Source organism: Changpingibacter yushuensis (assembly GCF_014041995.1).
Taxonomy (GTDB): Bacteria; Actinomycetota; Actinomycetes; order Actinomycetales; family Actinomycetaceae; genus Changpingibacter; species Changpingibacter yushuensis.
This window is the reverse complement of record NZ_CP059492.1, coordinates 2,189,092-2,211,969: the sequence shown is the minus strand read 5'-3', so window position 1 is coordinate 2,211,969 and position 22,878 is coordinate 2,189,092. Positions and strand designations below refer to the sequence as shown.

The window sequence follows — 22,878 nt, the reverse complement described above, 5'->3', positions numbered from 1 at the left end:
TGTGAGAAGTACGAGTATTTGGCGATAACTCGCCACTTGTGAAGATTCTCTCTCACTGCGAATCGGAGATTGAGTTGAGCATCTCCAGCGCCTGAGCGTGGAGGAGACCATTGGTGGCGATCGCCGCGCCACCCCACGGGCCGGGCTCACCTTCGAGGGACGTGAATGTGCCGCCAGCTTCAGTGATGATGGGAACCAATGCTGCCATGTCATAGATTTCGAGTTCTGGCTCGGCTGCGATATCCACGGCGCCCTCTGCTACCAGCATGTAGCTCCAAAAATCGCCGAAGGCGCGCGTGCGCCAGCATGTTTCCGAAAGGCGCAGGAATGCCCGCAATTGCTGGCGTTCAGCCCAACCGCTAAGCGAGGAATAGGAGAATGAGGAATCCTCTAGCCGGGAAACACCTGAGACGTGAATCCTCTTCGCGTTGCCGAGGCTGGTTCCAGTAAATGCTCCCAGCCCTTTCCCCGCCCACCAGCGGCGCTTGAGGGCGGGAGCAGAAACGATCCCCAGCTGGATTTCGCCGTCCTCCTCAAGCGCTAGGAGCGTAGCCCATACCGGCACTCCGCGTACGTAGTTCTTCGTGCCGTCAATGGGATCAATGATCCAGCGGCGGCCGCCGTGATCCAGCGATCCGCCCTCCTCTTCACCGTAGACGGAATCGCGTGAACGGCTGCGGCCCAGCATGGATCGGATAAGGGATTCCGCAGACTTATCGGCGTCGGAGACGGGGGTTAGATCCGGCTTGGTCTCTATCTGAAGGTCGCTTGCTCCGAACCTGTCTTTGGTCAGCTGATCAACCCTGTCAATGATTGAGGATGCGAAAGCCAGATCGTCGGCAATCCGAGTGAGTGATTCCATGATGGGCCAATCTGCTGAGTGGATGGGAGTTACGGTCTTGTGAGCCTCTAGGGGAGGCTAGGTTGCGATCCGATGGGGATCCAAGCGATGGTGAGGTGAGGCATGGCGGGTTCGGTCAGCGTGTGCTGAGCAACCTTCGAAAGGATGCCACCCGCGCCACGAGCCTTTCGTCTGTGACTTCGGAGAGCGCGCAGTCGAGGGAATCGGCCTCGTGTGGGCAGCCGCGGGGGCAGCCTTCTGCTACTTCGGCCAAGTCACCGAATGCCCGCAAAATGTTGTCTGATGTGACGTGAGATAGCCCGAATGAGCGTACCCCGGGGGTGTCCACAACGGTGCCGCCTTCAGGCAAGGAGAATGCGACGGCTGAGGTTGAGGTGTGGCGCCCCTTTCCCGTCACTTCGTTGACGTGGCCTGTGGCGCGGTCAGCATCTGGGATGAGGACGTTCAGGAGAGTTGATTTTCCTACTCCGGAGTGCCCGACGAGCACAGTGTTATGCCCGGTCAGAGCCTCAAGTAGTTGATCTAGCCCACGCTCGCTGGCTTGGGCTTCAGTGACGAACCATGAGACGCCCAGCGGATCGTAGTATGAGACAAGATCAGTTGGAGCCGCCAGATCGGCTTTGGTGAGGACCAATAGCGGTTTCATCCCCGAATCGTAGGCAGCCACAAGGCAGCGATCGATCATACCCGTGCGGGGCTCCGGCTGTGCCAGAGCGGTCACGATCGCCATCTGGTCAACGTTTGATACGATGACGCGCTCGCGGCCGTCGCCTTCTTCAGTGGATCTGCGCAATTCTGTGGTTCGGTCCAGTACGCGCACCACGCGCGCAAGGGTGTCCTTCTGACCAGAGACGTCACCGGTAACTTTGACTCGATCGCCGACGACGACGGAGCCTCGCCCCAGTTCGCGAGCCTTGACGGCGGTAACCTGGGTACCGTCTTCCATTCTGAGGTGGTAGCGGCCGCGATCAACTCCAACTACGCGGGCTGGTACGGCCTCCTTGAAGCTGGGGCGAATCTTGGTGCGGGGGCGGGATGCCTTGCCCGGCCTCACCCTGACTCGTGGATCATCGGTACCGGTGTCGCGCTTCACATGCCTGCACTTTCAACGTTCGTGTGATGGAGATCGGGCATGGAATCGGCCGTGGGGGCCGGAGCTGTCAGATCCTGGTCATCAATGGTGGCACGAACGTTGCGTACTCCGCGAATGAGGTCGCTCCACATCTGCGGGAACTGGGGAAGTGTCTTGGATGTGGTTGCGATGTTCTCAACCTGAATGTCCTTGACCCGCAACCCAAGGATGGCGGCGAAGGTGGCCATGCGATGATCCTCGTAAGTCGCCAATGTGCCAGCGTGCAAAGGCGCGGGTTGAATTACCAAGTCGTCGCCTTGGACCGTCGCATTTCCACCGATTCGGTTCAGTTCGGTAGTGATGGCAGCTAGGCGGTCGGTCTCATGGCCACGCAGATGCCCGATATTGCGCAAGTATGACGTTCCGTCGGCAAATGCAGCCACCGCGGAAATAGTGGGGACCAGTTCTCCTACGTCGTGAAGGTCCATGTCCAGTGCCGTAATGTGTGCGGGCCCGTGCAATGTGAGTTTGCTATTGGCGACGACGACGTCCGCGCCCATTTTTGTGAAGATCTCACGTAGAGAGTTGCCAGGTTGCTGAGTTGCCAATGGCCACCCAGGAATATCGATGGTTCCACCCGTGACCATGCCGGCAGCCAAGAAGGCCCCGGCGTTGGAGAGATCTGGCTCCACTTCCACATTGCCAACGTCCGGGATTCCGGGAAGCACGAGCCAACGAACAGCGGGATGGCCAGGCCGCACTGGCCCGGCATCCTTGGGGAAGCTGTAGATCTCAATGCCAGCGTTGCGTAGAACTTCGACAGTCATTTCAAGGTGCGGGGTGGACGGCAGATCGGCACCCACATGCCGCAGCTCCAGGCCACCAACCAATCGAGGCGCTACCAAGAGCAATGCTGAGACGAACTGAGAAGATGCGGAAGCATCGATCTCTAGGCGCGCGCCCATGGCCTCGCCCGTTCCGTGCACGGTGACGGGCAGCACGGCCTCGCCGTCCGCATTGACCGCATGGTCAATGCGGACACCCAGTTCCTTGATTGCTGTTACAACGGGGTCAATAGGACGTACCCTCGCGCCGTCGTCGCCGTCGAACGAAACAGAGCCGTTTGCGATCATCGCAACCGCTGGGAGAAAACGCATGACCGTGCCAGCTAGCCCAACACGAACGTCCGCGCCATGGAGAGGCGCAGGGTAGATGAATAGCTCGTGTTCGTAGAACTCCATGCTTGTGCCCATGGCCTCAAGCGCACGGGCCATAAGTACTGTGTCACGTGCGATGAGCGGTTCGCGGATAACGGACGGTTGATCACCAAGCGCGGCGAGTACAAGATAGCGATTTGTCAGAGATTTGGAGCCGGGTACGCGAACTGAGGCGGTAAGAGGTTCAGGATGAAAGGGCGCTGGCCAAAGTTCAGGCATGCGAGGCCACCTTCGCAATTCGTGAGTCGTATGATGCCTTGATTTTGTTGATACGCGCATCTGCAGTCGCTTGAGCTTGGGCTTTGACCGCGCGAACTTCCGCGCGCTGGTCGCGATTGTTGGCGCGGCGCCACGCGTAGGATGGCTGCCCTGCAAGGTCAGATGCGGCAAGAAGTAGCCCTCCAAGTAGGCCGCCCTGCACGATCAGGCCTGCTATATCAGCGGAGCGTTCGGCGCCACGATGAGTCCAGAACGGATTGTTGGCAAGTGCAAGCGGGATCTGAACGCCTGAAAGAACTGTGGCGCTGAGACGTGGAGCCTTCCCTAACGCGAGGCACGTACCACACGCAATGTTGGTCAGGCCAAGGAGGCGGGTAGAAAGATCTAGCTGCCGGTCCGAAAGGTGAATATCGGCCTTGTCGAGGAGCGGCTGGTAGAGGGCTGCACGCTCCCGATGGCCGGCTGGACGCGCAAGAGCATCGACCCCGCTCAAAATGAACGGTGCGGCAAGCAATGGACGAGCAAGAGTGCGCAGAATGTTCATGACTCATTACTACCGCAAATCTGTGAGAAATGCCCGTACTGGACACAACTCGGATGTCACAGATGCTCACAACCGCGTTATACCAAGGGAATGAAAACGTGGCTTCCAGACGTTGTGCATCATGACGGGGAAACCCGACTAACCTAGGACATGATGAGTACAGACATTATTCGCACGGATCCTGGGGAGGGCGCCGACTCGCTCGTGGGGCGGTTTGAGAGTGAGGCCCTGCCTTTCCTTGACCAGCTGTACGGCGCAGCTATGCGCTTAACCCGGAACCCGCAAGATGCGGAGGATCTGGTACAGGAGACGTATGCCAAGGCATTCGCCGCCTTCCACCAGTATCGTCCGGGCACAAATCTCAAAGCATGGCTGTATCGGATTCTCAATAACACCTTCATTTCGAACTACCGCAAGGCACAGCGCCAGCCCAAACAGTCTGACGCTGCCGAGGTGGAGGATTGGCAGGAATTCGAAGCTGCTTCACACCAGTCAACTGGATTGGTCTCGGCTGAAGCAGAAGCCATTGAGAACCTCCCTGATTCGGAGATCAAAGAGGCTCTGGCAAAGCTTCCTGAAGATCGCCGACTCGCCGTGTACCTAGCAGACGTTGAGGGCTTCTCCTATCAGGAGATCGCAGAGATCATGGACACCCCGATCGGTACCGTGATGTCTCGCCTCCACCGTGGGCGCCGCCAGCTGCGTGACTTGCTGGCTGACTACGCACGCGATTTGGGCTATGGGAAGAAGGTAGAACAGTGAGTGACGCATTAGCTGAGGACTCGTTTGATGTGGGCTCGGATGCACGTCATTCTGATCTAAGGGATAGCAGGCCGGGCAAGGACGACGATTCAGTCTTGGTAGATGAAATCGAAAGTGCGGTCCGCGTGGCAAAGGGAAGCAACGAAAACTGTTCATGCAGTGAAGTGGCTGACCACATCTTCGAGATGATCGATTCGCAGATGCCTGAGGAGCAGGTGGCGCGTCTGCGTGCACACGCGAAGGGGTGCCCGACCTGCTCTAAGTTGGCAGAGGCAGAAGTCCATGTTCGTGAGATCGTCAAGCGGTCTTGCTGTGAATCTGCACCGTCCTCTTTGCGGGTTCGGATCACCTCTCAGCTTGAGGTCTACAGGTCCGCAACCCAATAGCCACACCATGTGGCTCCCTAGGTAGATGGGGACCACTGATGCGTTCGGTGGTGTTCGGGCAACTGGGAGATGAGGCGAACGCTCATGTGATCTTCGAATCCGTGAGTCGGCTGATGTCCCGTTCCGAACCATTTATTGCTAAAATGTTGCTTTGTCCTGCCGCATGTGCAGTGGCACTCAATCAAAGGAGAAGCATATGAGCAGGCGAGGTCGTAAGCGTCGCACTCGTGCGGGGAAAGCTGCTAACCACGGCAAGCGTCCAAACGCATGAGAGCAAACAGGCCCGGATCATTCGATCCGGGCCTGTTTTTGTCTGAGGTTGGGCGGGCTATTTAGTTGGCAGATGCTGGGCGAACTCCGAGCCATTGGTTCCACCCGTTATGGAGCACAAGCCACGCCATCAGGCCATACCCGGCCTGACGTGGCGTGTATCCGCCTGAGAGCACCATGTCAGTATTCCACTGCTCATGCGAGACAAGTGGAGTGAAGGTGTCAACGAAGGGAACCTCCCTGCGGGTGCAGACGTCACCATATGCACGGGTGAAGTCGCCTTGAATCTTGGGGGAGAGATCGCGCCGTGGCGGTGGACCCACAACAAAGGGCCTTAGGCGCATACGTTCTGCAGAGTCAAGAAGGTTTGCAAGATGGAGGCGCGCTCGGGCCAGCGTAAGGCCGGTGTCAAGATCGTGGGAGCCCATACCGATCACCAAGCGGCAATCCGCCTCATTGTTGACGCGAGAAGTTACTTCCGCTTCCCAGCGCCCAGCGAGCTCGGCTGTATTCTCTCCGGGAACGGCAAGCGTCAGGTGAAGAATTGGCGGATCGTTGAGGGTTCGGGCCATGACGCGGCCGGTCCAGCCCAGAGCGCGTGCATCGCCGAATCCGGCAACTAGTTCGTCGCCGACGAAAACGATTCGTATTGGAGCTTCGTTCACAGTCTCATTTTCCCTGAGGATGAAAGTAACCGGAGACGACCTGCCGCTCGTGACGAATCGTCTCCGGTACTCAGCATAGTGCCCACATGGAAACATATTCAGTTACGCCGCGGGTGTGCACCTGCCGGAGAATTCGTTCACCGTGTCTTTCTTGTTAACTGAGACTGTAAATGTGCCTTGACCATGGGAGATGATGGAGTGGCTGCGGTGGATGGTTATGGGAAAGGGGAAGGCGTGCTGGTCCGTAGAAATGTGATCCTCCCTGCATGTTCACCTTCCCAGGCTGCTGCTTTCATGGCCGGGTCCGTGGAATGGCCATCGGCCCGGTAACACCTAGGGGATTCGCGTGAAGGATGTCCGCTTGGCAAGAGTCACGGCTGAATCTGCTTGGGCGACGAGGTATTCGTCGTGTGTTGCGATGATGACACATGCGCCTTGGTGCGCTGCGTCCTTGAGAAGCCTAATGATGTGGTCGCGGTTGGCCGCATCAAGGGACGCCGTGGGTTCGTCAGCGAAAATGTAGGAAGCCTTTTTGTAGAGCGCGCGCGCAATTCCCACCCGCTGCTTTTCTCCTCCCGAAAGCACAGCGGACGAGTCTCCTTCACGCCCTGATAAGCCGACAGTCTCAAGGATGCTTGTTGTTGTGGGCGTGGGTCGTGGCCTGTGCCTGAATATTCCTGGGGGTGTGAGTGTCACGTTGTAGAGAACGGTTTCCTCCTCGATGATTCCATAGTCTTGGTAGATGAATGCGGCTTTCGAAGCCCAGAACCTGCGACGTTGCCGGTCTGACCATGCGGTGGCCTCTTTGTCATCAATAGAGATCGTTCCGGAGGTAGGTTTCGACAGAAGGCCGAGGCAGTTCAAGAGGGTCGTTTTGCCTGAACCAGAGGCGCCTGTTAGCGCGGTCACGGTTCCGGGATCACGATCCAAACTGACGTGGTCAAGGATCGTGTGAGCGCCAATGACGACGTTGAGGTCGTGTGCTGCCAGTGTCATAACGTGACCTTCCTTAGTTCTTCCGTCTAATTTGGTGGCTCGATTCGGTGCGTCCAGCGAAGGTGCGGAAAGCGATTTCGAGCGGGACACAGATGATCAGGAAGATACCTGAGCTTGCCACAGCAAGTGGTAGACCGACCTGAAGCACGACGACGGCGCTCGCCGCGGCCAGCACAGCGGACAGGAGGAGCAAACACACGGCTGGGGCAAGGCCCTCGAGTTGAATGCGGACAAATGATGAGCCATTGGTGTGGAGGATAAAGATTATGCGGCGCTTGCGCCGGGACCAAATGACAGCACTTTGCCCCAGGACGATCACGAGTGCTGCCAGACTCATTGCAATGGCGAAGCCGCCTAGTTGGGCCTGCTGACGGTAAAGGTGCGTGGTCTCAAGGATCTGATCGGCCACGTAGTCGATCGACACCAGGTATTCGGACAAGCCGTTGATATCGATGAGTTCACGTAGCCTACTTGCATCAGTGAAAACTATCTGCCCGTTGGAGACCAAGACATCGAGGAAACCGCTCGTGTGAAACGATGAGACGGAAGTGGTGGCCACCAAGACAAGTGGATGGTTTGCGGTGACCGCGTTGCCAGCATCGGCTTGTGTGCCAATCACAGGGAAAGGTCGGGTTTCTAACGTGGTGTACAGCGCGATGCCCTCCCATGGGTCATCGGGGTTCATAGACCACATAGCGAGGGTCTCGCCTAGTTCTTCACGCAGGTTGATAGGAATGTCGGAAGAGGAGAGAGGGGCGAGGTCAGATTGGGCGTCCATGAGCGTCATGAACGTAGGATTTGTGAGGACGATATGATCGAAACCTCCCATGTCCTGCTGAATCTCTATCATTTGGTCGAATGAAAACGACATTCCCAAAATGCCCTCATCGTCAGCCGTGTCGAGGAGTGGAGTGAGTCTGGATTCGAAATCACCACTACGCGATTCGGAGAGCGTCAACGAGGATGCGGTCACCCTCACAACGTCGGACGCAGCTTGCCATCTGGCTCCTTCTGATGCAGCTTGACGAGCCCAATTGGTGTAGTTCATAGAGAATGGGACACACATTAAGGCAAGAACCACTGCCAGGACTTCGATCCCCATACCTGTGCGAGTGATGCTCTTCCATGGGATCTCACGCTCAGCCGCCAGCCGCACAGTAGGTCGCGTCACCCATGAGATGACGGCGAATACCGCCAGCACAGATGCTGTGGCGCACGCCGTGGCTGCGGCTGCCAACGGTAGGAACCTTACAAGCCACGCGCCACCAAACACTGCCACGAAAAGGACAAGAAATCCGGCGAATCCCAACCCGATCGAGAGAAGAAGAGTACGGGCGAGGAGCCACATGGCCCACACGTGGATTTGCCACGTGCTCATGCCAGCTTGAAGGCGAATACTCCGGGAACGAGACATCGAAAAGAACCAAGCGTTCCCGAGTGCGATCAGTACAAGCACCACCCCAACAAAAGCGAAACCTGCCCCCGTTCCCATCAAAACAGTCATAGTGATGGCGCGCGTTGATCGCACGGAAGAGTCGAGAAGCCGCACATCGATAGACGTGGCCCAGGACGTCAGCGCTTGTTCGTCCCCGGCCTCAATTCGTGCAACATAACGTCCATCGAGAGGCCGATCCCCCAATTCGGAAGAGGGTATCAATCATCCGTTATCTTCTGTTGTGGAGAGTTGGCCAGAATATGAGCCTCGTGGACGTGATCCAAACCAGACCAGATCCACGCCAGCGTCATTCCTTCCAGCAGACTTCTTGGCGATGAATAGATTTCGTTGGTCAGCAAAATCATCGAGCTGTGAAACCAACTCAGTTTTCGAGAGTTGCGAGCCTTGAGTATCTAGGGTGAACGAAAAGTTAGTGTCAGCCACAAAAACTGAATCAGACTCCTGAAGAATGGCCACACCCAAGATGCACGAACACAGCGCCATAGTGACACCAAGAATCCGAATAGACCACTTTAACATGCATTCTCCCGTGGCTCCGTATTACTCGGGTGGTGGGTGTAGCAGGATTGGTTGCCGCACCCACCACCACTGCCCGCGGCAGTCTCAACGCCGCCAGAAGCCATCCGAACTACCGGAAGCCTTCCCACCTATCTATCAAACGCTTGGGCCAGTATCTCTGCGTTCTGTGCTGCATGCGACTTTGATAGGCCCGTGGATGGTGCAGCGCCAGCCGAACGTGACACCAAGGTAGGGCTGATCCCGAGTGAACGGAACAAATTGAGATAGAAGTGCCCCCACGGGCCCTGGTTCTCGGGCTCATCCTGGACCCAAAGCACGTCAGCCCCTGCGTAGTTAGCCAGATGAGCGCGAACTTCATCCACAGGGTCCGGGTACAACTGTTCAATCCGGATAATTGCAGTGCGAGTATCGCCGCGCTTGGTCCGTTCATCTAGAAGGTCATAGTAGAGCCGTCCAGAGCACAGCAGAACGCGGTCAACGTTTGCGATGTTTCCGTCAACTTCACCTATAACTGGCTTGAAGGTGCCACCTGTAAAGTCACTGACTTCGGAGACGGCTGCACGGCGGCGCAGTAGCTGCTTGGGTGTGAAAGCAATGAGCGGGCTGCGTGGCCGGCGATAGGCTTGGGTACGCAGCATGTGGAAGTGGTTTGCCGGCGTTGAAGGCTGGCACACCCACATGTTGTCCTGAGCACACAGCTGAAGATAGCGCTCAATTCGGGCGGAGGAGTGGTCCGGGCCCTGGCCTTCAAATCCGTGTGGCAGGAGCATCACCAGTGATGAACGCTGACCCCACTTCTGTTGCGCCGAGGCGATGAACTCATCGATCACTGTCTGGGCTCCGTTGGCGAAGTCGCCAAACTGAGCCTCCCACAGCACGAGGGCATCTGGGCGCTCAACCGAGTATCCGTACTCGAACGCGAGCACCGAGTACTCCGAAAGGGAGGAGTCGTAGAGCCAGATTTTGGCCTGATCCTCCGTGAGTCCGCGCAGCGGAGTCCATTCGGCACCTGTGTTGTGATCATGGGCCACGGCATGGCGCTGGACGAACGTTCCACGCCGGCAGTCCTGCCCCGAGAGGCGAACTGGTAGACCCTCAATGAGGAGCGATCCGAACGCCAAAAGCTCACCAAAGCCCCAGTCGATCCCGCCGTCGTGACTCATCTTGGCGCGCTTCTCGAATACCTTGGCCACTTTGGGATGCAAGGTGAAACCTTCGGGCACGAGGAGGTGCGCCTCGCCAACCCGAGCGATGATCTGCTCACTTGTAGCGGACGTCCAGCCGATCAGTGTGCCTGCGTCCTCTTGTTGGGCCACCGGAAGCTCCAGCCCAGCGATTGCATCACGCTGCCCGGCGTCCGCGGCAGCTTCCGCCTCCTTCACTTGAGTGAACGCGCGGTCCAGAGTCTCATGATAGGAGGCCTCCCACGCGGCGGCTTGTTCGGCCGTCAGCTCGCCGCGCCCGATCAACGATTCCTTGTACAACTGGCGGGTAGTGCGCTTGGAGTCAACGAGCGAGTACATGACCGGTTGCGTCATTGACGGATCGTCGCCCTCGTTGTGGCCGCGGCGGCGGTAGCAGATGAGGTCGATGATGACGTCCTTGTTGAACTCCATCCGGTACTCGTAGGCGAGCCGCGATACCCGCACAACCGCTTCCGGATCATCTCCATTAACATGGAAGATCGGGAGTTGAAGGCCCTTTGCGATGTCAGTGGCGTAGTTGGAGGAACGTCCCGACGACGGCGCCGTGGTGAAACCAATTTGGTTGTTCACGATGATGTGGATTGTTCCACCCGTGCGGTATCCGCGAAGCTGGGAGAGGTTAAGAACCTCGGTCACAACGCCTTGCCCTGCAAACGCAGCATCGCCGTGAATAAGGATAGGTAGCACTGTGAAACCATCGGGACCGAGATCTTGAAGGTCCTGCTTGGCACGCACAATCCCCTCAAGTACACCATCAGCTGCTTCGAGATGTGAGGGATTGGCGGCCAAGTACACGTCAATCGCATCGCCGTTCGATGCCGTAAACACGCCCTCAGTGCCTAGATGGTACTTGACGTCACCTGAACCTTGTACCGTGCGCGGATCTACGAAGCCGTCGAACTCGGTGAAGATCTGCTTGTAGGACTTGCCTGCAATGTTGGTCAGCACATTCAGGCGCCCACGGTGGGACATTCCTATGGCAACTTCGGATAATCCGTCATTGGCCGCGTCAGAGATGATTTCATCCAGGGCCGGGATGAGGGACTCTCCGCCTTCGAGCGAGAACCTCTTCTGGCCGATGTACTTGGTGTGAAGGAACTCCTCAAACGCTTCTGCCTCATTGAGCTTGGCTAGGATGTGGGACTGGGCGTCCTCGCCGAGCTTCTTGCGTGGGCGTTCAAGGCGATCCTCAAACCAGCGGCGCTGGGATGGATCCGAAATGTGCATGAACTCGTAGCCCACAGTGGAGCAGTAGGCTGTGCGCAGTTGGTCAAGGATTTCGCGAAGCGTGCAGCTATCTGTATCCCCGAAATCTCCCGTTGGGAAGCGCCGATCCAGATCCCAAGCCGTCAGGCCATAGGAAGATAACACGAGGTCTGGATGCCGTAACGGACGGAACGCGAGCGGGTCGACGTCGGCGATGAGATGGCCACGTGACCGGTAGGAGTGAATGAGGCGGGCGATTCGGGCCGGGCGGTCCATTTCGCGCGAGGAATCGTATTCAACATCCTGTTCCCACTGATAAGGCTCGGTAGGGACGTGGAGTGAGAGGAAGACGCGGTCGTAGAAGCCGTCCTTACCCAGCAGTTTTTGTTCCATCAACCGCAAGAACTCGCCCGAGGTTGCCCCCTGAATAATGCGGTGGTCGTACGTGGAGGAGAGGGTGACGATCTTAGAAACGCCCATACGCGCGAGCGCAGCGCTTGACGTACCTGCGAACTCAGCTGGATAGACCATTGAACCGACCCCGATGATGAGCCCCTGAGCATGCATGAGTCGCGGAACTGATTGAGTAGTTCCGATTCCGCCGGGATTGGTCAGCGAGACGGTGGTTCCTTGGTAGTCCTCAATAGTCAGCTTGTTGGTGCGGCCCCGGCGCACCAAACTCTCATAAGCAGAAAGGAACTGATCAAAGGTCATAAGCTCGGCGCCCTTGATCGAAGGCACCACGAGGGAACGGGAGCCATCTGGTTTCTGGACGTCGATTGCCACCCCAAAGTTGACGTGTTCAGGTTGATGTATGGCTGGCTTGCCGTCAGCTATCTCGTAAGAATTGTTCATCTCGGGCATTTGGACCAGAGATTCAATGGCGGCGTAAGCGATGAGATGAGTAAAGGAGACCTTGCCTCCGCGGGTGGACTTCAGGTGGGAGTTGATGAGCGCCCGATTGTCAAACATGATCTTCGCAGGAAGATTGCGGAATGAGGTAGCCGTGGGGATCTCTAGTGAGAGCTCCATGTTCTTGGCCACGGACTTTGCCATGCCCTTGAGCGGGGTGGTTACGTTCTCACCTACAGACGTGTCCGTTGGTGCCAGCCTATAGCTCTTCGCATACGGGGTCACGGGTGGCTGGGCCGCCGAACGCGGTGCAGGTGGGAGGTCGGCACGTACAGTGGAGATCTCCGCCGTGGTCTGGCGCGAGTCCGATCCCGAATGGACATCAATCCGTGCACGCTCAGTTTGCGCCGACGGCGGCGCCTTCTTCTGTTTTTTTGCCGCTTGGCTCACACGCCCTTCGTTTTCCCACCGCCTAAAGAGCTCCTGCCATTGCTGCTGAACCTGAGAGTGATCTGCGAGATATGCGGCGTAGAGATCCTCAATGAAACCCTGATTTGCGCCAAAATCCTCGGTCGGGTGAGATGCCACGAAATGCCTCATCTGGAGTAGTTGCCAACGTCTCTAGGTTACGTGACTAATGTCCTATTTACCTAAACTATCCATAAGGGGTTTTTGCTTGATATCTCAAAGTATTTGGAGGTTCGAGGCCGGTTAAAAGGAGCTTCAAGAATCTTGCCGAAATGGCCCATGAAAATGTCTACATATCCGGCACTCTTTCGCCTCCAGCATCATTTCACGCCCCTCGGTTCATGAATCGTCTGAGGATCGCTACACTTTCATCCATAATGCACGTAGATTGTTTTTCACAATGCTGAGCGACATATTGCTCCTTGTTCTGGGCCTCGTACTAACCATGGGGACGGCTGTCTTCGTTGCAGCCGAATTCTCGCTTGTGGCACTCGATCCGGCCGCTGTAGCAGCCTCCGCCGAATCAGACCCACGCGCAGCCTCCGTTAACCGGACCCTCCACCAGCTCTCGATCCAGCTTTCGGCATGCCAAGTTGGCATCACGCTCACCACCGTTCTTCTGGGCTATGTAGCTCAGGATCCTTTGGCTGACATGCTCCAAGGGCCATTGCATTCGGCGGGACTTGCTCAAGCCGCTGCCACCGCGATTGCGGTCGCGGCAGCCTTTGTTCTGGTCAACCTCTTCTCAATGCTCTTTGGTGAACTGGTTCCGAAGAACATGGCGCTCGCGAGTCCGTTGGGCACGGCGGCCTTCGTGGCGGCACCCTTGCGGATCTTCACAATAGTGTTCCGCCCGCTCATCGTTGCGCTCAATAGTATCGCCAATGCCTTATTGCGCCGCTGTGGAATCGAACCTGCCGAAGAGATGTCTGGAGCGCGCTCCGCAAGCGAACTAGGTGCACTCGTGCGCAGGTCCGCGGAGGCCGGCACGCTGGATGTTTCCACCGCGCGGCTTGTGACCCGCTCAATTGGTATAGGCCAGCTCACTGCGGTTGACGTCATGACCGATCGCGGGCGCCTTCACGTGCTTCCAGATTATTCCAATGCCGACGACGTCGTCGAACTAGCGCGACGAACCGGGCATTCCCGATTCCCTGTTGTTGGAGAGGGGATCGACGACGTCCGGGGGATCGTTCACCTGCGCCCAGCCGTGGCTGTCCCGTACGAACGTCGTCATGAAGTGCAGGTCACGAGCGGCTCACTCATGTCGCCAGCCCCCAGAGTTCCAGAAACTATGAAGCTTGCCGAACTGCTTCTCGAGCTTCGAATTGGGGGTCAGCAGATGGCCGTCGTCGTCGACGAATATGGTGGAACCGCGGGTGTTGTGACGCTGGAGGATACGATCGAGGAGATCGTTGGTGAAGTATCTGATGAACACGATCTTCGCCACAGCGGCGCCAGGCAGATATCTGAGAACCGGTGGTCCGTTTCTGGCAGCATGAGGCCCGACGAAATCGCCCGAACATGCCCCGTGGATATTCCGGATGACGGCCCGTGGGAAACCATTGGTGGTTTCATCATGACCCGGCTTGGACGCATTCCGGCCTCTGGGGACACCGTCTACGTGGGTTCTGTTCGGCTCACTGTCGAGACGATGGACGGGCGGCGCATTGAGACCGTACTCATCGAGAATGAGGTGGAGCAATGAGCACTGGTGTGGCGCTCGGAATCTCCATCGTGCTCCTCGTCCTCAATGCGTACTTCGTTGCCGCGGAGTTCGCGTTGACTGGCTCGCGCAGCTCTCGCATCGAACCGATGGTCGAAGAACACAACTCGGCCCGCAAGGTGTTATGGGCTATTGAACATCTTTCTCAGATGCTTGCTGCGGCCCAACTGGGCGTAACACTGTGTTCAGTGGGGCTGGGTGTACTGGCAGAGCCGGCCATTGCGCACTTGATAGAAGTCCCGCTTGAGCTTGTAGGTATTCCACAAGCGGGAGTTCACGCCATAGCCTTCCTGCTGGCGCTTCTCTTGGTGGTTGGGCTACACGTGGTGTTGGGAGAAATGGTTCCCAAGAATGTATCGGTGACTCATCCTGAACGGGCCGCGTTGGTGTTGGTTCCCTCGCTCATGGTTTTCGGCAAGGTGTTTCACCCGGTCATCGTGGTGCTCAACTGGTGTTCCCAATTGGTGTTAAGGATGTTCGGGATTGAGCCGCGAGATGAGGTGATCTCCGCATTCACGGCGGATGAGGTGGCATCCATTGTGCAGGCATCCGAGGCTGCCGGTGTGCTTCATGACGAACACGGCCTTATTTCGGGAGCGCTGGAGTTCTCAGATCACGTTGCACGGGATGTCATGGTTCCTGCTGGTGAAGTTGCGGGCGTGAGTGTTGACGTCACGCCGGCACAGGTGGAGCAGGCGGTTGCCGCGACTGGCTTTTCCCGTTTCCTCGTGCGTGACAAGGTGGGAACTACTCACGGATACGTCCATATGAAGGACATTCTGGGTGCATCCCAGATCCAGAGGGATCAGGTAATTCCAGCGTGGAAGATCCGACCCCTTGTTGTAGTAGAGCCCGACGACGAGGTGGAGTCAGTACTTCGAGAGATGCGCGCAGCCAAGGCTCATATGGCTGGGGTGGTTGTGGATTCACAGATCATGGGAATCGTGTTTCTTGAGGACATCCTCGAGGAACTCATAGGTGAGGTCCGCGATCGCATGCAGCGAGAGCAGCGCGACAGATGAATTTCAGACCACCCAGTTTGCACAGAGTTGCAAAATGTAACGTAGATCGCATTCGTGTGACGCAATCGTATGCCGCGGAGTTTAGCGGCATACGCGTCTCATCTGCCGCTTGATGAGCTAATTGGTGGTCCATTCGGTGGATCCCCTCGGATCGTTTCGTTATCATTTTGTGATAGTTGGTAATCGCAAGAGGATTACCGTGAACTCACCGAGGGGCTCTTTTTTGGGCAAGCACACCACACGACCCGTGGCGCCACGCCAAGGGGGCGAGCAGACTGCGGCCGTTCCACTTCGCCGCCGCGACCTGCGCCAGCAAGGCGTGTCCGGTGTGGCTTTGGACCAGGTGAGTCAGGTTCCCGCAGGCCAGCTCCAACTAGGACGTGACGGCCGAGCTCCGGTTCGGCGCCGCAAAGTCGCCGGAGCGCCCGCCGAATCGCACACTCGCGCCTCATCGGCCGAACAGAGCGGCACCGTCTCCGCCGGGCCTGCGGCTACAAACACAAGCCCTCCAGCTTCGCGCAGCACAACTTCGCGCACCACGACTTCGCGCACCACGACTTCGGGTCGCGGCGCTCACCGATCGGGAGTAGAGACTCGCGGTGAGGCTTCCCTCCCAGAATCCAAGCAGCCTTCCATCGCCGTGGCGCGGCAGCGCCACGTTTCTGCTCTAGCTGAGGCACAACCTGTTCGTCGTTCGCACCGTGCACCAGAAACAGAATCAACTGCGGTCCCTGTTGCGAAGGAACCAATTGAGACTCAGGTTCTCGACACTTCACAACTTGTTGAGGTTGTAGCTGATGGCGTAGCTAACGCGCGGTCGGATCGTCGTCGGGAAGAAACACCTGCCCGAGCAATCGAAGCTTCGGTACGAACTGAATCTGGCAGACGAGTTTCGACGAAGCCCGGCCACACTAAGCCTCGCCGCCCATTATTCAAACGCGAGTACCTCAACCGCGGGATTGTGTTCTCAACCATCGCACTTGCCGGAATGGCTATTCCGATCGTGGGATTCGGGGGATTGGGTGCTGAGGCTGCCCAGCCACTGACGGCGTCTTTGGTGGGCGGAGTTTCCACGAAGGCAGAGACTCCCACCGCGTTGACTGGCAGCTCAATGGCTGCGATCAAGTCCGCAACCACAGACATGAAGGCCGTCCAGGCTGCGTCAAGTACATCTTCCACATGCACCACAGACAGCGCCCAAGGTCTACGTGCCGCATTCACGGATTCCGATACCGCATTTGTCTATCCGGTTGCTGCCAGCGACTATCACATCAGTTCGTACTTCGGCTACCGTTCGGATCCAATCACCGGACTCACCTCTTTTCATGCTGGTGATGACTTCGCCGCCGCTCTCAACACGCCCATACATGCGATCGCAGATGGAACTGTTACGTATACGGGCCCGGGCATTGATGGTAGATCCAGCAACCTCATCATCGTGGAGCACAACATTGGTGGCCACGTTTACGAGTCTTGGTACATCCATATGTACGACGACGGCGTGTTGGTTAGTGTTGGCGACAAAGTCACAGCGGGTCAAGAGATCGGCTTGGTTGGATCCAATGGAAACTCCACGGGCCCGCACGTGCACCTTGAAGTTCATGACCCGTCACTTGCTGACGAATCCGATGAGTCTGCCGAACTGCTCGATCCGCTGGACTTCTTGTCCGATCACAACGCTGTGGACGTCACCGAGCTCTGCCAGTGAGGTAGTCCTCCCTCTACGGAGTAATGTGGTTCCGGAGGCGCCCGAGGGTGGTTCTCGAAGCAGGTGGTATCGGAAGGCAGGGCAGCGTGAGTCGGCTGTATGAATGTGGCGGTGAGCCGCTGGTTATTGCGCATCGTGGTGGAAATGAGCAACCAGAGAACTCGATAGCTGCTTTCAAGGCGATGCGCGATAGTGGGTTTAGCTACATTGAGACAGACGCCCGTGCCACGTCTGACGGCGTCGCTGTGATCTGTCACGATCCTTTCTTAGATCGAACCACCGACGGCACTGGTTCGATCTCCAGTTACACATGGCGTGAGTTGTCGAAGGTTCGTGACCTCTCGGGGAACCGAATTCTGAGAGTTGACGAGGTGCTCGACTCTTTCCCGGACCTACACTTCAACATCGATTCGAAGACCGACGCGGTGGTTGCGCCACTTATTGAGGCGGTTCGGGAGACCTTGTCTCAGAGTCGTGTGTGCCTCGCGAGCTTCAGTGAGAAGCGTCTGCGCAAGATCCGCAGGGCTCTTCCCGGCGTCGCCACCTCGCTCGGAGTGAGTGCTGTGGCGCGACTTGTGGCTGCAACTGCTACACCTACCGTGATTGCACGGAAGCTCGTTCGGAGTATTCCAGGGCCAGAGCAGGGAGTTCAGGTTGTACAGATCCCGCTCGTGAGTAGGGGAGTTCCCGTATTGACTCAGCCCTTGGTAGAGCACGCGCACTCACGTGGCATTGCTGTGCATGCATGGACGATCAACGATTTGGCTGAAGTGGACCGCCTCATCTCATGGGGTGTAGACGGCTTCATTACGGATGAACCGACGGCGGTGCGTGCCCACCTTCGCGAAATAGGTTCTGTTAGCTCCTAAGACGATCTACAAGCAAGGTGACAACGGGTTCTCGCGTGGCCTGAGGTTCGCGGCACCGTGCATGTGGACGGTGCCATCAGACAATTGACTCAACTACTATGTGGGCATGTCCAAACTGCCGAGGAATGTCGCGTTCTGTCCCTGTCAAAGTGGCCGCTCCTACGCGGCCTGTTGCCGGCCGTTCCACCTAGGCGAGGCCGTGCCTCAGACGGTGGAGGCGTTGATGCGTTCACGCTATAGCGCCTTCGCACTACACCTGACTGACTATATTTGGTCCACTTGGCACCCGGACTACCGGCCCACCCTTCACGACCTGCGTGCTGATCACGGCGTCCAATGGCGGCGATTGGAAGTGTTAGGAGCAGACGAGGGCCCCAGTCACGGTGTGGTCGAATTCCGCGCATACTGGCGCACAAGCACAGATCGTGGAGTCGTTCACGAGCGATCGAGCTTTGTGAAGGAAGGCGGGCTTTGGTACTACACGGTCGGAATGGAGCTGGCCTGACGCGGTTAACCTAAACGGAAGGGGCTTGGAATGACTCGAGAGTCATTCCAAGCCCCTTCCAATAGTGCCCCGAACAGGATTCGAACCTGCGGCCTTCTGCTCCGGAGGCAGACGCTCTATCCCCTGAGCTATCGGGGCGCACCGCTATACTCTACCAGCATCTGCTACCCCCAGTAGCCGCATGACCCGCTCGCTTGGGAGAGTGTGATGAGTCCAATCCTTCCCGTGAGTAGGAAGGGTGAATTGTGCCTTATTTGGCACGTAGAATCGGATTCGTGACTCCAGAAGAACTCAGCGAACTCATTGCCTCTCAGCTCACCGCCGCAGTCGCGGAGGGCGCCATCACCATTGAAGGTGACCTGCCGGTCATCAAGGTGGAACGTCCTCGCTCACGTGAACACGGCGATTGGGCTACCAACGTTGCGATGCAGCTTGCTAAGCGCGCCGGAGTGAAGCCACGCGATTTGGCTGAGCTTCTGGCATCTCGCTTGGAAGCCACCGAGGGCATTGTCAGCGCTGAAGTAGCCGGTCCTGGTTTTCTTAACATCCGTCTTTCGGCCGCTTCGGCCGGAGAATTGGCCCGCACCATTCTTACCAAGGGAGCCGATTACGGCCGTTCTGATGTGAACGCTGGTAAAACGGTCAACCTCGAATACGTTTCTGCGAATCCCACTGGGCCAATTCACATCGGCGGGGCCCGTTGGGCTGCAGTCGGGGATTCGCTCGCACGCGTGCTCTCCTTCACTGGTGCACACGTCGTTCGTGAGTATTACTTCAATGATCACGGTAATCAAATCGACCACTTTTCGTCGTCGTTGTTGGCACGTGCGAAGGGGCGTGAGGTCCCGGCCGATGGTTATGGTGGCCAATACATCGAAGATATTGCCAACCGCGTCATTGCCATCTGTGAGGAGTCTGGTGAACCGGACCCGCGCACACTTCCCGACGATGAGGCTCAGGAAGTCTTCCGTAAGCACGGCGTCGAGTTGATGTTCGGCGAAATCAAGGAATCACTTCACGGGTTCCGGTCAGATTTCGATGTTTACTTCCATGAGCAGGATCTGCACAACTCCGGCGCAGTCACCGCCGCAATTGAACGTCTGCGCGAGCAAGGCCAGCTGTTTGAAGATGGCGGCGCGCTGTGGCTGCGTTCAACCGATTTTGGTGATGACAAAGATCGCGTGATCATCAAGTCCGATGGCGAAACCGCTTACTTTGCTGGTGACATCGCCTACTACCTAGACAAGCGCGGGCGTGGAGCTGACCAATGCGTGTACATGCTGGGAGCTGATCACCATGGCTACATCGGGCGGATGTATGCGATGGCGCGAGCCTTCGGTGATACCGCTGGTGCTGGCGGCAATATGGAGATTCTGATCGGTCAACTCGTGAACTTGGTTCGCAACGGTGAGGCTGTTCGCATGTCCAAGCGTGCTGGCACCGTGGTGACAATGGAGGATCTAGTTGAGGCCGTGGGCGTGGACGCGGCACGCTATTCCTTGGTTCGCGCCTCAGTAGATACCACGTTGGAACTCGATCTGAATCTGGTTGAATCGCACACCAGCGAGAACCCGGTGTACTACGTGCAGTACGCACATGCTCGCACCTGCTCAGTGGCACAGAATGCGCTGCAGCATGGTGTGCGCCGCGAGGATGGCTTCACTCCAGAGGCACTCGAACTGCCTGATTCGGAGCTGCTCGGGGCCCTTGCGCGTTTCCCTGATATTGCGGCTCAGGCTGCGGCCCTTCGCGAACCACACCGTGTGGCCCGCTATCTCGAAGAACTCGCAGGAGCCTACCACACGTGGTATGGCAAGGCTCGCGTCACTCCGCGAGCAGATGAGGAAGTGACGAACTTGCATCGTACGCGCCTGTGGATCAATGACGCCGCGCGGCAAGTCCTAGCAAATGGGCTCGACTTGCTTGGAGTCGCTGCTCCCGAAAAGATGTAGGTGACAGACTTGTGTGTGCCCACCGGCGCTGAGCTGGTGGGCACACATTTTAGGACGCAGTGACGCGCCCCGCGCGGAGGCGAAAGGAACACTATGCCAATCTCTCTGGAAACGTTGACTGCCCCAGAACCCGACGGTTCCGCATCGGGCCTGTGGCCAACTAACGTCAAGCGCGTCGGTGGCGAGCTCACGATCGGAGGTGTTCCCGCCTCGGAGTTGGCTTCTGAGTTCGGAACTCCGCTGTTCGTCATTGACGAGCTGGACATGCGCCAGCGAGCCGCGGCGTGGAAGCTCGCTATGGATACCGCGTTCTCGGACCTCAATGGGGCGAAGGTATTCTACGCAGGCAAAGCATTCCTGAGCGTGGGCGTTGCCCGGTGGATGAAGGATGAATGCCTTGCCATCGATACCTGTTCTGAAGGTGAGCTGCGAACTGCGTTGGCGGCTGGCGTTCCCGGGGCGATGCTCGGATTGCACGGCAACAATAAATCGCGTGCAGAAATCGAACTAGCACTCGACTCCAACGTGGCGCATCTTGTGGCCGATTCTTTGGCTGAGTTGGCGCTCATCGAAACGGTGGCTGCGGAACGCGGCGCCTCCGCGTCCATCGTTCTACGTGTCACTACGGGCGTTCATGCTGGCGGTCACGAATACATTTCCACGGCCCACGAGGACCAGAAGTTCGGGCTTTCGATTGCTTCGGGTGCGGCTCTACGTGCAATTGAGGAAACCCTTGCAGCTCCTCACCTTGACTTGGCTGGCTTGCACTCACACATTGGTTCGCAGATTCTCTCCCTCGATGCTTTCAAGGCCGCGGCCGCCGCTATCCTGGAACTGCGCGCCACCGCTGCCGCAACGTTTGGTTACGTTATTCCAGAAATAGACTTCGGTGGGGGATACGCGGTTCGCTACACGGTGCTCGACGACGTCCCACCTGCCCCGAGTCACTACGCCGATGCGTTGGCTGCTTCCGTCCGCAGCCACATTGAAGCGACAAACTTGACGGCTCCCCGGGTTTCCATCGAACCTGGACGGGCCATCGCGGCCACCGCAGGCCTCACGTTGTACACGGTGGGCACTATCAAGCAGGTCCAGCTTGAAGAAGGTTCGCGCCGTTACGTTTCGGTGGACGGTGGCATGAGTGACAACATTCGCCCGGCACTTTACGGAGCTGATTACACGGTTGCTTTGGCTTCGCGTTGCGCAAGTGATGAGACCGTGGTGACGCGAGTGGTGGGCAAGCATTGCGAGAGCGGCGATATTGTGGTGAAGGATGCCGCTCTTTCCGCTGATCTTGCTCCTGGCGATGTGCTGGCTGTTCCGGCAACGGGTGCTTACGGGCGGTCAATGGCGTCGAACTACAACTTGCTTCCTCGCCCGGGCGTTGTGGCTGTTCGTGACGGTTCTGCGCGCGTTCTGGTGAGACCAGAGTCAGTCTCTGACCTTCTGGCGCTTGACGCGGACGCCTGATATGGGTTCGTCGGCGGCGCCTGGGTGCCGCCGGCGCTTCAGGCATGATGTGGATTGTGAGCTCATCTGCCTACGAGGCAGGTTTACTCCATGAGTCGATGGACCTGAGTACTGGAAGCAGATCATCCACGGGTATTTGACCAGGTGCGGAGGCCTGACCTACTGAGGCGAAGGTGGCCGCTGAGCCGAACACGGCTCCGGCGGCCCTGCTCACAACGCCGAGTGGCCCCATGGCCATTGTGATCACGGGGATCTCAAGTTCCTCATGTGCAATGGCGGTGGCTTCGAGCAGATGGGCCACATCGCGCGCGGAGCGGGGCATGTATGCCGCCTTAGCGACGTCGCAGCCAGCGTCTCTGGCGTGAATGAGTTGCGCGACGATAGCGCCCACATCAGGCGTGCCGGTGAAGTCATGGAAGGATCCCACAATTGGAACTCCGGCATCGCGAGCTGAGCGCACCACTCTTTCAGTAACCACGTGACCGCGAGAGATTTCCACATCCACCGCCGATACCGAGCCTGAGATGGCAAGTGTGGAAAGCAGTTCGGTGTACGCGTCGTCGTCGATATCTTTGTTTCCACCCTCACGAGAAGTGCGGAAGGTAGCGAGTATGGGGTGGCCGACCCGCGCGGTTAGGAGCGCTGCGAGGTGCAGGCACGGCTGGATTTCCGGTGCTGAGTCAAAGAAGTCCAGCCGCCATTCAACGATGTCAAATGTGTGACCGGCAAGCGCTTGGGCACCATCAATGGCTTCATCAAGCGTGGAAGAGGAAAGGGGGACTATCACCTTCGTAGCGCCCTCGCCGAGTGCGACGTTATTGAAGTATGCCGGTGTGGGAGTCGAAGAGGTGGGGGCGACCATAGCGCAACCTTTCTGTTATGGCGGTAGCCATGCCTTCACGGTATCGCACGGAGGTTTGCAAATCG

General features: G+C 57.8%; 20 protein-coding genes and 1 tRNA gene. 10 read left to right on the top strand and 11 right to left on the bottom strand.

Annotated features, from left to right (window positions below; genetic code table 11):
• Positions 1-52: 52 nt before the first annotated feature.
• The 4 genes from hisN to H2O17_RS09625 all read right to left on the bottom strand — a co-directional run bounded on the left by hisN (position 53) and on the right by H2O17_RS09625 (position 3,914).
• Positions 53-862, bottom strand: coding sequence for a histidinol-phosphatase (gene hisN, locus H2O17_RS09640; RefSeq protein ID WP_182049476.1), 810 nt, complete (start codon positions 860-862; stop codon positions 53-55).
• Positions 863-977: 115 nt separating this feature from the next.
• Positions 978-1,955: a ribosome small subunit-dependent GTPase A gene (gene rsgA / locus H2O17_RS09635; protein ID WP_182049475.1), complete on the bottom strand. Its 978-nt coding sequence runs from the start codon at positions 1,953-1,955 to the stop codon at positions 978-980.
• Positions 1,952-3,370: a 3-phosphoshikimate 1-carboxyvinyltransferase gene (gene aroA, locus H2O17_RS09630; protein WP_182049474.1), complete on the bottom strand. Its 1,419-nt coding sequence runs from the start codon at positions 3,368-3,370 to the stop codon at positions 1,952-1,954. Before aroA ends, rsgA begins: the two co-directional genes overlap by 4 nt.
• Positions 3,363-3,914, bottom strand: coding sequence for a DoxX family protein (locus H2O17_RS09625; RefSeq protein WP_182049473.1), 552 nt, complete (start codon positions 3,912-3,914; stop codon positions 3,363-3,365). The genes aroA and H2O17_RS09625 overlap by 8 nt, the downstream gene beginning before the upstream one ends.
• Before the next feature lie 150 nt (positions 3,915-4,064).
• Between H2O17_RS09625 and H2O17_RS09620 the strand changes: the two genes are divergently transcribed.
• The 3 genes from H2O17_RS09620 to H2O17_RS11840 all read left to right on the top strand — a co-directional run bounded on the left by H2O17_RS09620 (position 4,065) and on the right by H2O17_RS11840 (position 5,333).
• A complete protein-coding gene (locus H2O17_RS09620) occupies positions 4,065-4,676 on the top strand; it encodes a sigma-70 family RNA polymerase sigma factor (RefSeq protein WP_182049472.1) in 612 nt (203 codons plus the stop codon).
• On the top strand, positions 4,673-5,062 hold the full coding sequence (gene rsrA, locus H2O17_RS09615) for a mycothiol system anti-sigma-R factor (RefSeq protein WP_182049471.1): 390 nt from the start codon (positions 4,673-4,675) through the stop codon (positions 5,060-5,062). Before H2O17_RS09620 ends, rsrA begins: the two co-directional genes overlap by 4 nt.
• Before the next feature lie 163 nt (positions 5,063-5,225).
• Positions 5,226-5,333, top strand: coding sequence for a 50S ribosomal protein bL37 (locus H2O17_RS11840; protein WP_394367342.1), 108 nt, complete (start codon positions 5,226-5,228; stop codon positions 5,331-5,333).
• A gap of 61 nt (positions 5,334-5,394) precedes the next feature.
• Here H2O17_RS11840 and H2O17_RS09610 read toward each other — a convergent pair whose 3' ends face one another.
• The 5 genes from H2O17_RS09610 to H2O17_RS09590 all read right to left on the bottom strand — a co-directional run bounded on the left by H2O17_RS09610 (position 5,395) and on the right by H2O17_RS09590 (position 12,831).
• Positions 5,395-5,997 (bottom strand): GDSL-type esterase/lipase family protein, encoded by a 603-nt coding sequence (locus H2O17_RS09610; protein WP_246311223.1) that lies wholly within the window; start codon positions 5,995-5,997, stop codon positions 5,395-5,397.
• Between the two features lie 333 nt (positions 5,998-6,330).
• The gene (locus H2O17_RS09605) at positions 6,331-6,993 is read right to left on the bottom strand and encodes an ABC transporter ATP-binding protein (protein WP_182049469.1); all 663 of its coding nucleotides are present in this window, start codon (positions 6,991-6,993) and stop codon (positions 6,331-6,333) included.
• A gap of 13 nt (positions 6,994-7,006) precedes the next feature.
• Positions 7,007-8,632 (bottom strand): hypothetical protein, encoded by a 1,626-nt coding sequence (locus H2O17_RS09600; protein ID WP_182049468.1) that lies wholly within the window; start codon positions 8,630-8,632, stop codon positions 7,007-7,009.
• 18 nt (positions 8,633-8,650) lie between these two features.
• Complete coding sequence (locus tag H2O17_RS09595; RefSeq protein WP_182049467.1) at positions 8,651-8,968, bottom strand: hypothetical protein; 318 nt, start codon at positions 8,966-8,968, stop codon at positions 8,651-8,653.
• A 128-nt stretch (positions 8,969-9,096) separates the two neighbouring features.
• Positions 9,097-12,831: a multifunctional oxoglutarate decarboxylase/oxoglutarate dehydrogenase thiamine pyrophosphate-binding subunit/dihydrolipoyllysine-residue succinyltransferase subunit gene (locus H2O17_RS09590; protein WP_182049466.1), complete on the bottom strand. Its 3,735-nt coding sequence runs from the start codon at positions 12,829-12,831 to the stop codon at positions 9,097-9,099.
• 271 nt (positions 12,832-13,102) lie between these two features.
• Between H2O17_RS09590 and H2O17_RS09585 the strand changes: the two genes are divergently transcribed.
• The 5 genes from H2O17_RS09585 (at position 13,103) to H2O17_RS09565 (ending at position 18,529) form a co-directional block, all read left to right on the top strand.
• A complete protein-coding gene (locus tag H2O17_RS09585) occupies positions 13,103-14,407 on the top strand; it encodes a hemolysin family protein (RefSeq protein WP_182051028.1) in 1,305 nt (434 codons plus the stop codon).
• Positions 14,404-15,447 (top strand): hemolysin family protein, encoded by a 1,044-nt coding sequence (locus H2O17_RS09580; protein WP_182049465.1) that lies wholly within the window; start codon positions 14,404-14,406, stop codon positions 15,445-15,447. Before H2O17_RS09585 ends, H2O17_RS09580 begins: the two co-directional genes overlap by 4 nt.
• Positions 15,448-15,694: 247 nt before the next feature.
• Entirely contained in the window at positions 15,695-17,155 is a 1,461-nt protein-coding gene (locus H2O17_RS09575) for a M23 family metallopeptidase (protein WP_182049464.1), read from the top strand.
• Positions 17,156-17,241: 86 nt separating this feature from the next.
• Positions 17,242-18,024 (top strand): glycerophosphodiester phosphodiesterase family protein, encoded by a 783-nt coding sequence (locus H2O17_RS09570; RefSeq protein ID WP_246311222.1) that lies wholly within the window; start codon positions 17,242-17,244, stop codon positions 18,022-18,024.
• Positions 18,025-18,130: 106 nt separating this feature from the next.
• Positions 18,131-18,529: a YchJ family protein gene (locus tag H2O17_RS09565; RefSeq protein WP_182049462.1), complete on the top strand. Its 399-nt coding sequence runs from the start codon at positions 18,131-18,133 to the stop codon at positions 18,527-18,529.
• A gap of 65 nt (positions 18,530-18,594) precedes the next feature.
• Here the strand turns inward: H2O17_RS09565 and H2O17_RS09560 are convergent.
• A tRNA-Arg gene (locus H2O17_RS09560) sits at positions 18,595-18,667 on the bottom strand.
• 137 nt (positions 18,668-18,804) lie between these two features.
• On the opposite strand from H2O17_RS09560, the gene argS reads away from it, so the two are divergent.
• Both argS and lysA read left to right on the top strand, forming a co-directional pair.
• Complete coding sequence (gene argS / locus H2O17_RS09555; RefSeq protein WP_182049461.1) at positions 18,805-20,481, top strand: arginine--tRNA ligase; 1,677 nt, start codon at positions 18,805-18,807, stop codon at positions 20,479-20,481.
• Positions 20,482-20,574: 93 nt separating this feature from the next.
• Positions 20,575-21,951 carry a diaminopimelate decarboxylase gene (gene lysA / locus H2O17_RS09550; RefSeq protein ID WP_182049460.1) on the top strand — a complete coding sequence of 459 codons (1,377 nt, stop codon included), beginning with the start codon at positions 20,575-20,577 and terminating at the stop codon, positions 21,949-21,951.
• A 70-nt stretch (positions 21,952-22,021) separates the two neighbouring features.
• Here the strand turns inward: lysA and aroD are convergent, their stop codons facing one another.
• Positions 22,022-22,813 carry a type I 3-dehydroquinate dehydratase gene (gene aroD, locus H2O17_RS09545; protein WP_182049459.1) on the bottom strand — a complete coding sequence of 264 codons (792 nt, stop codon included), beginning with the start codon at positions 22,811-22,813 and terminating at the stop codon, positions 22,022-22,024.
• Positions 22,814-22,878 lie beyond the last annotated feature (65 nt).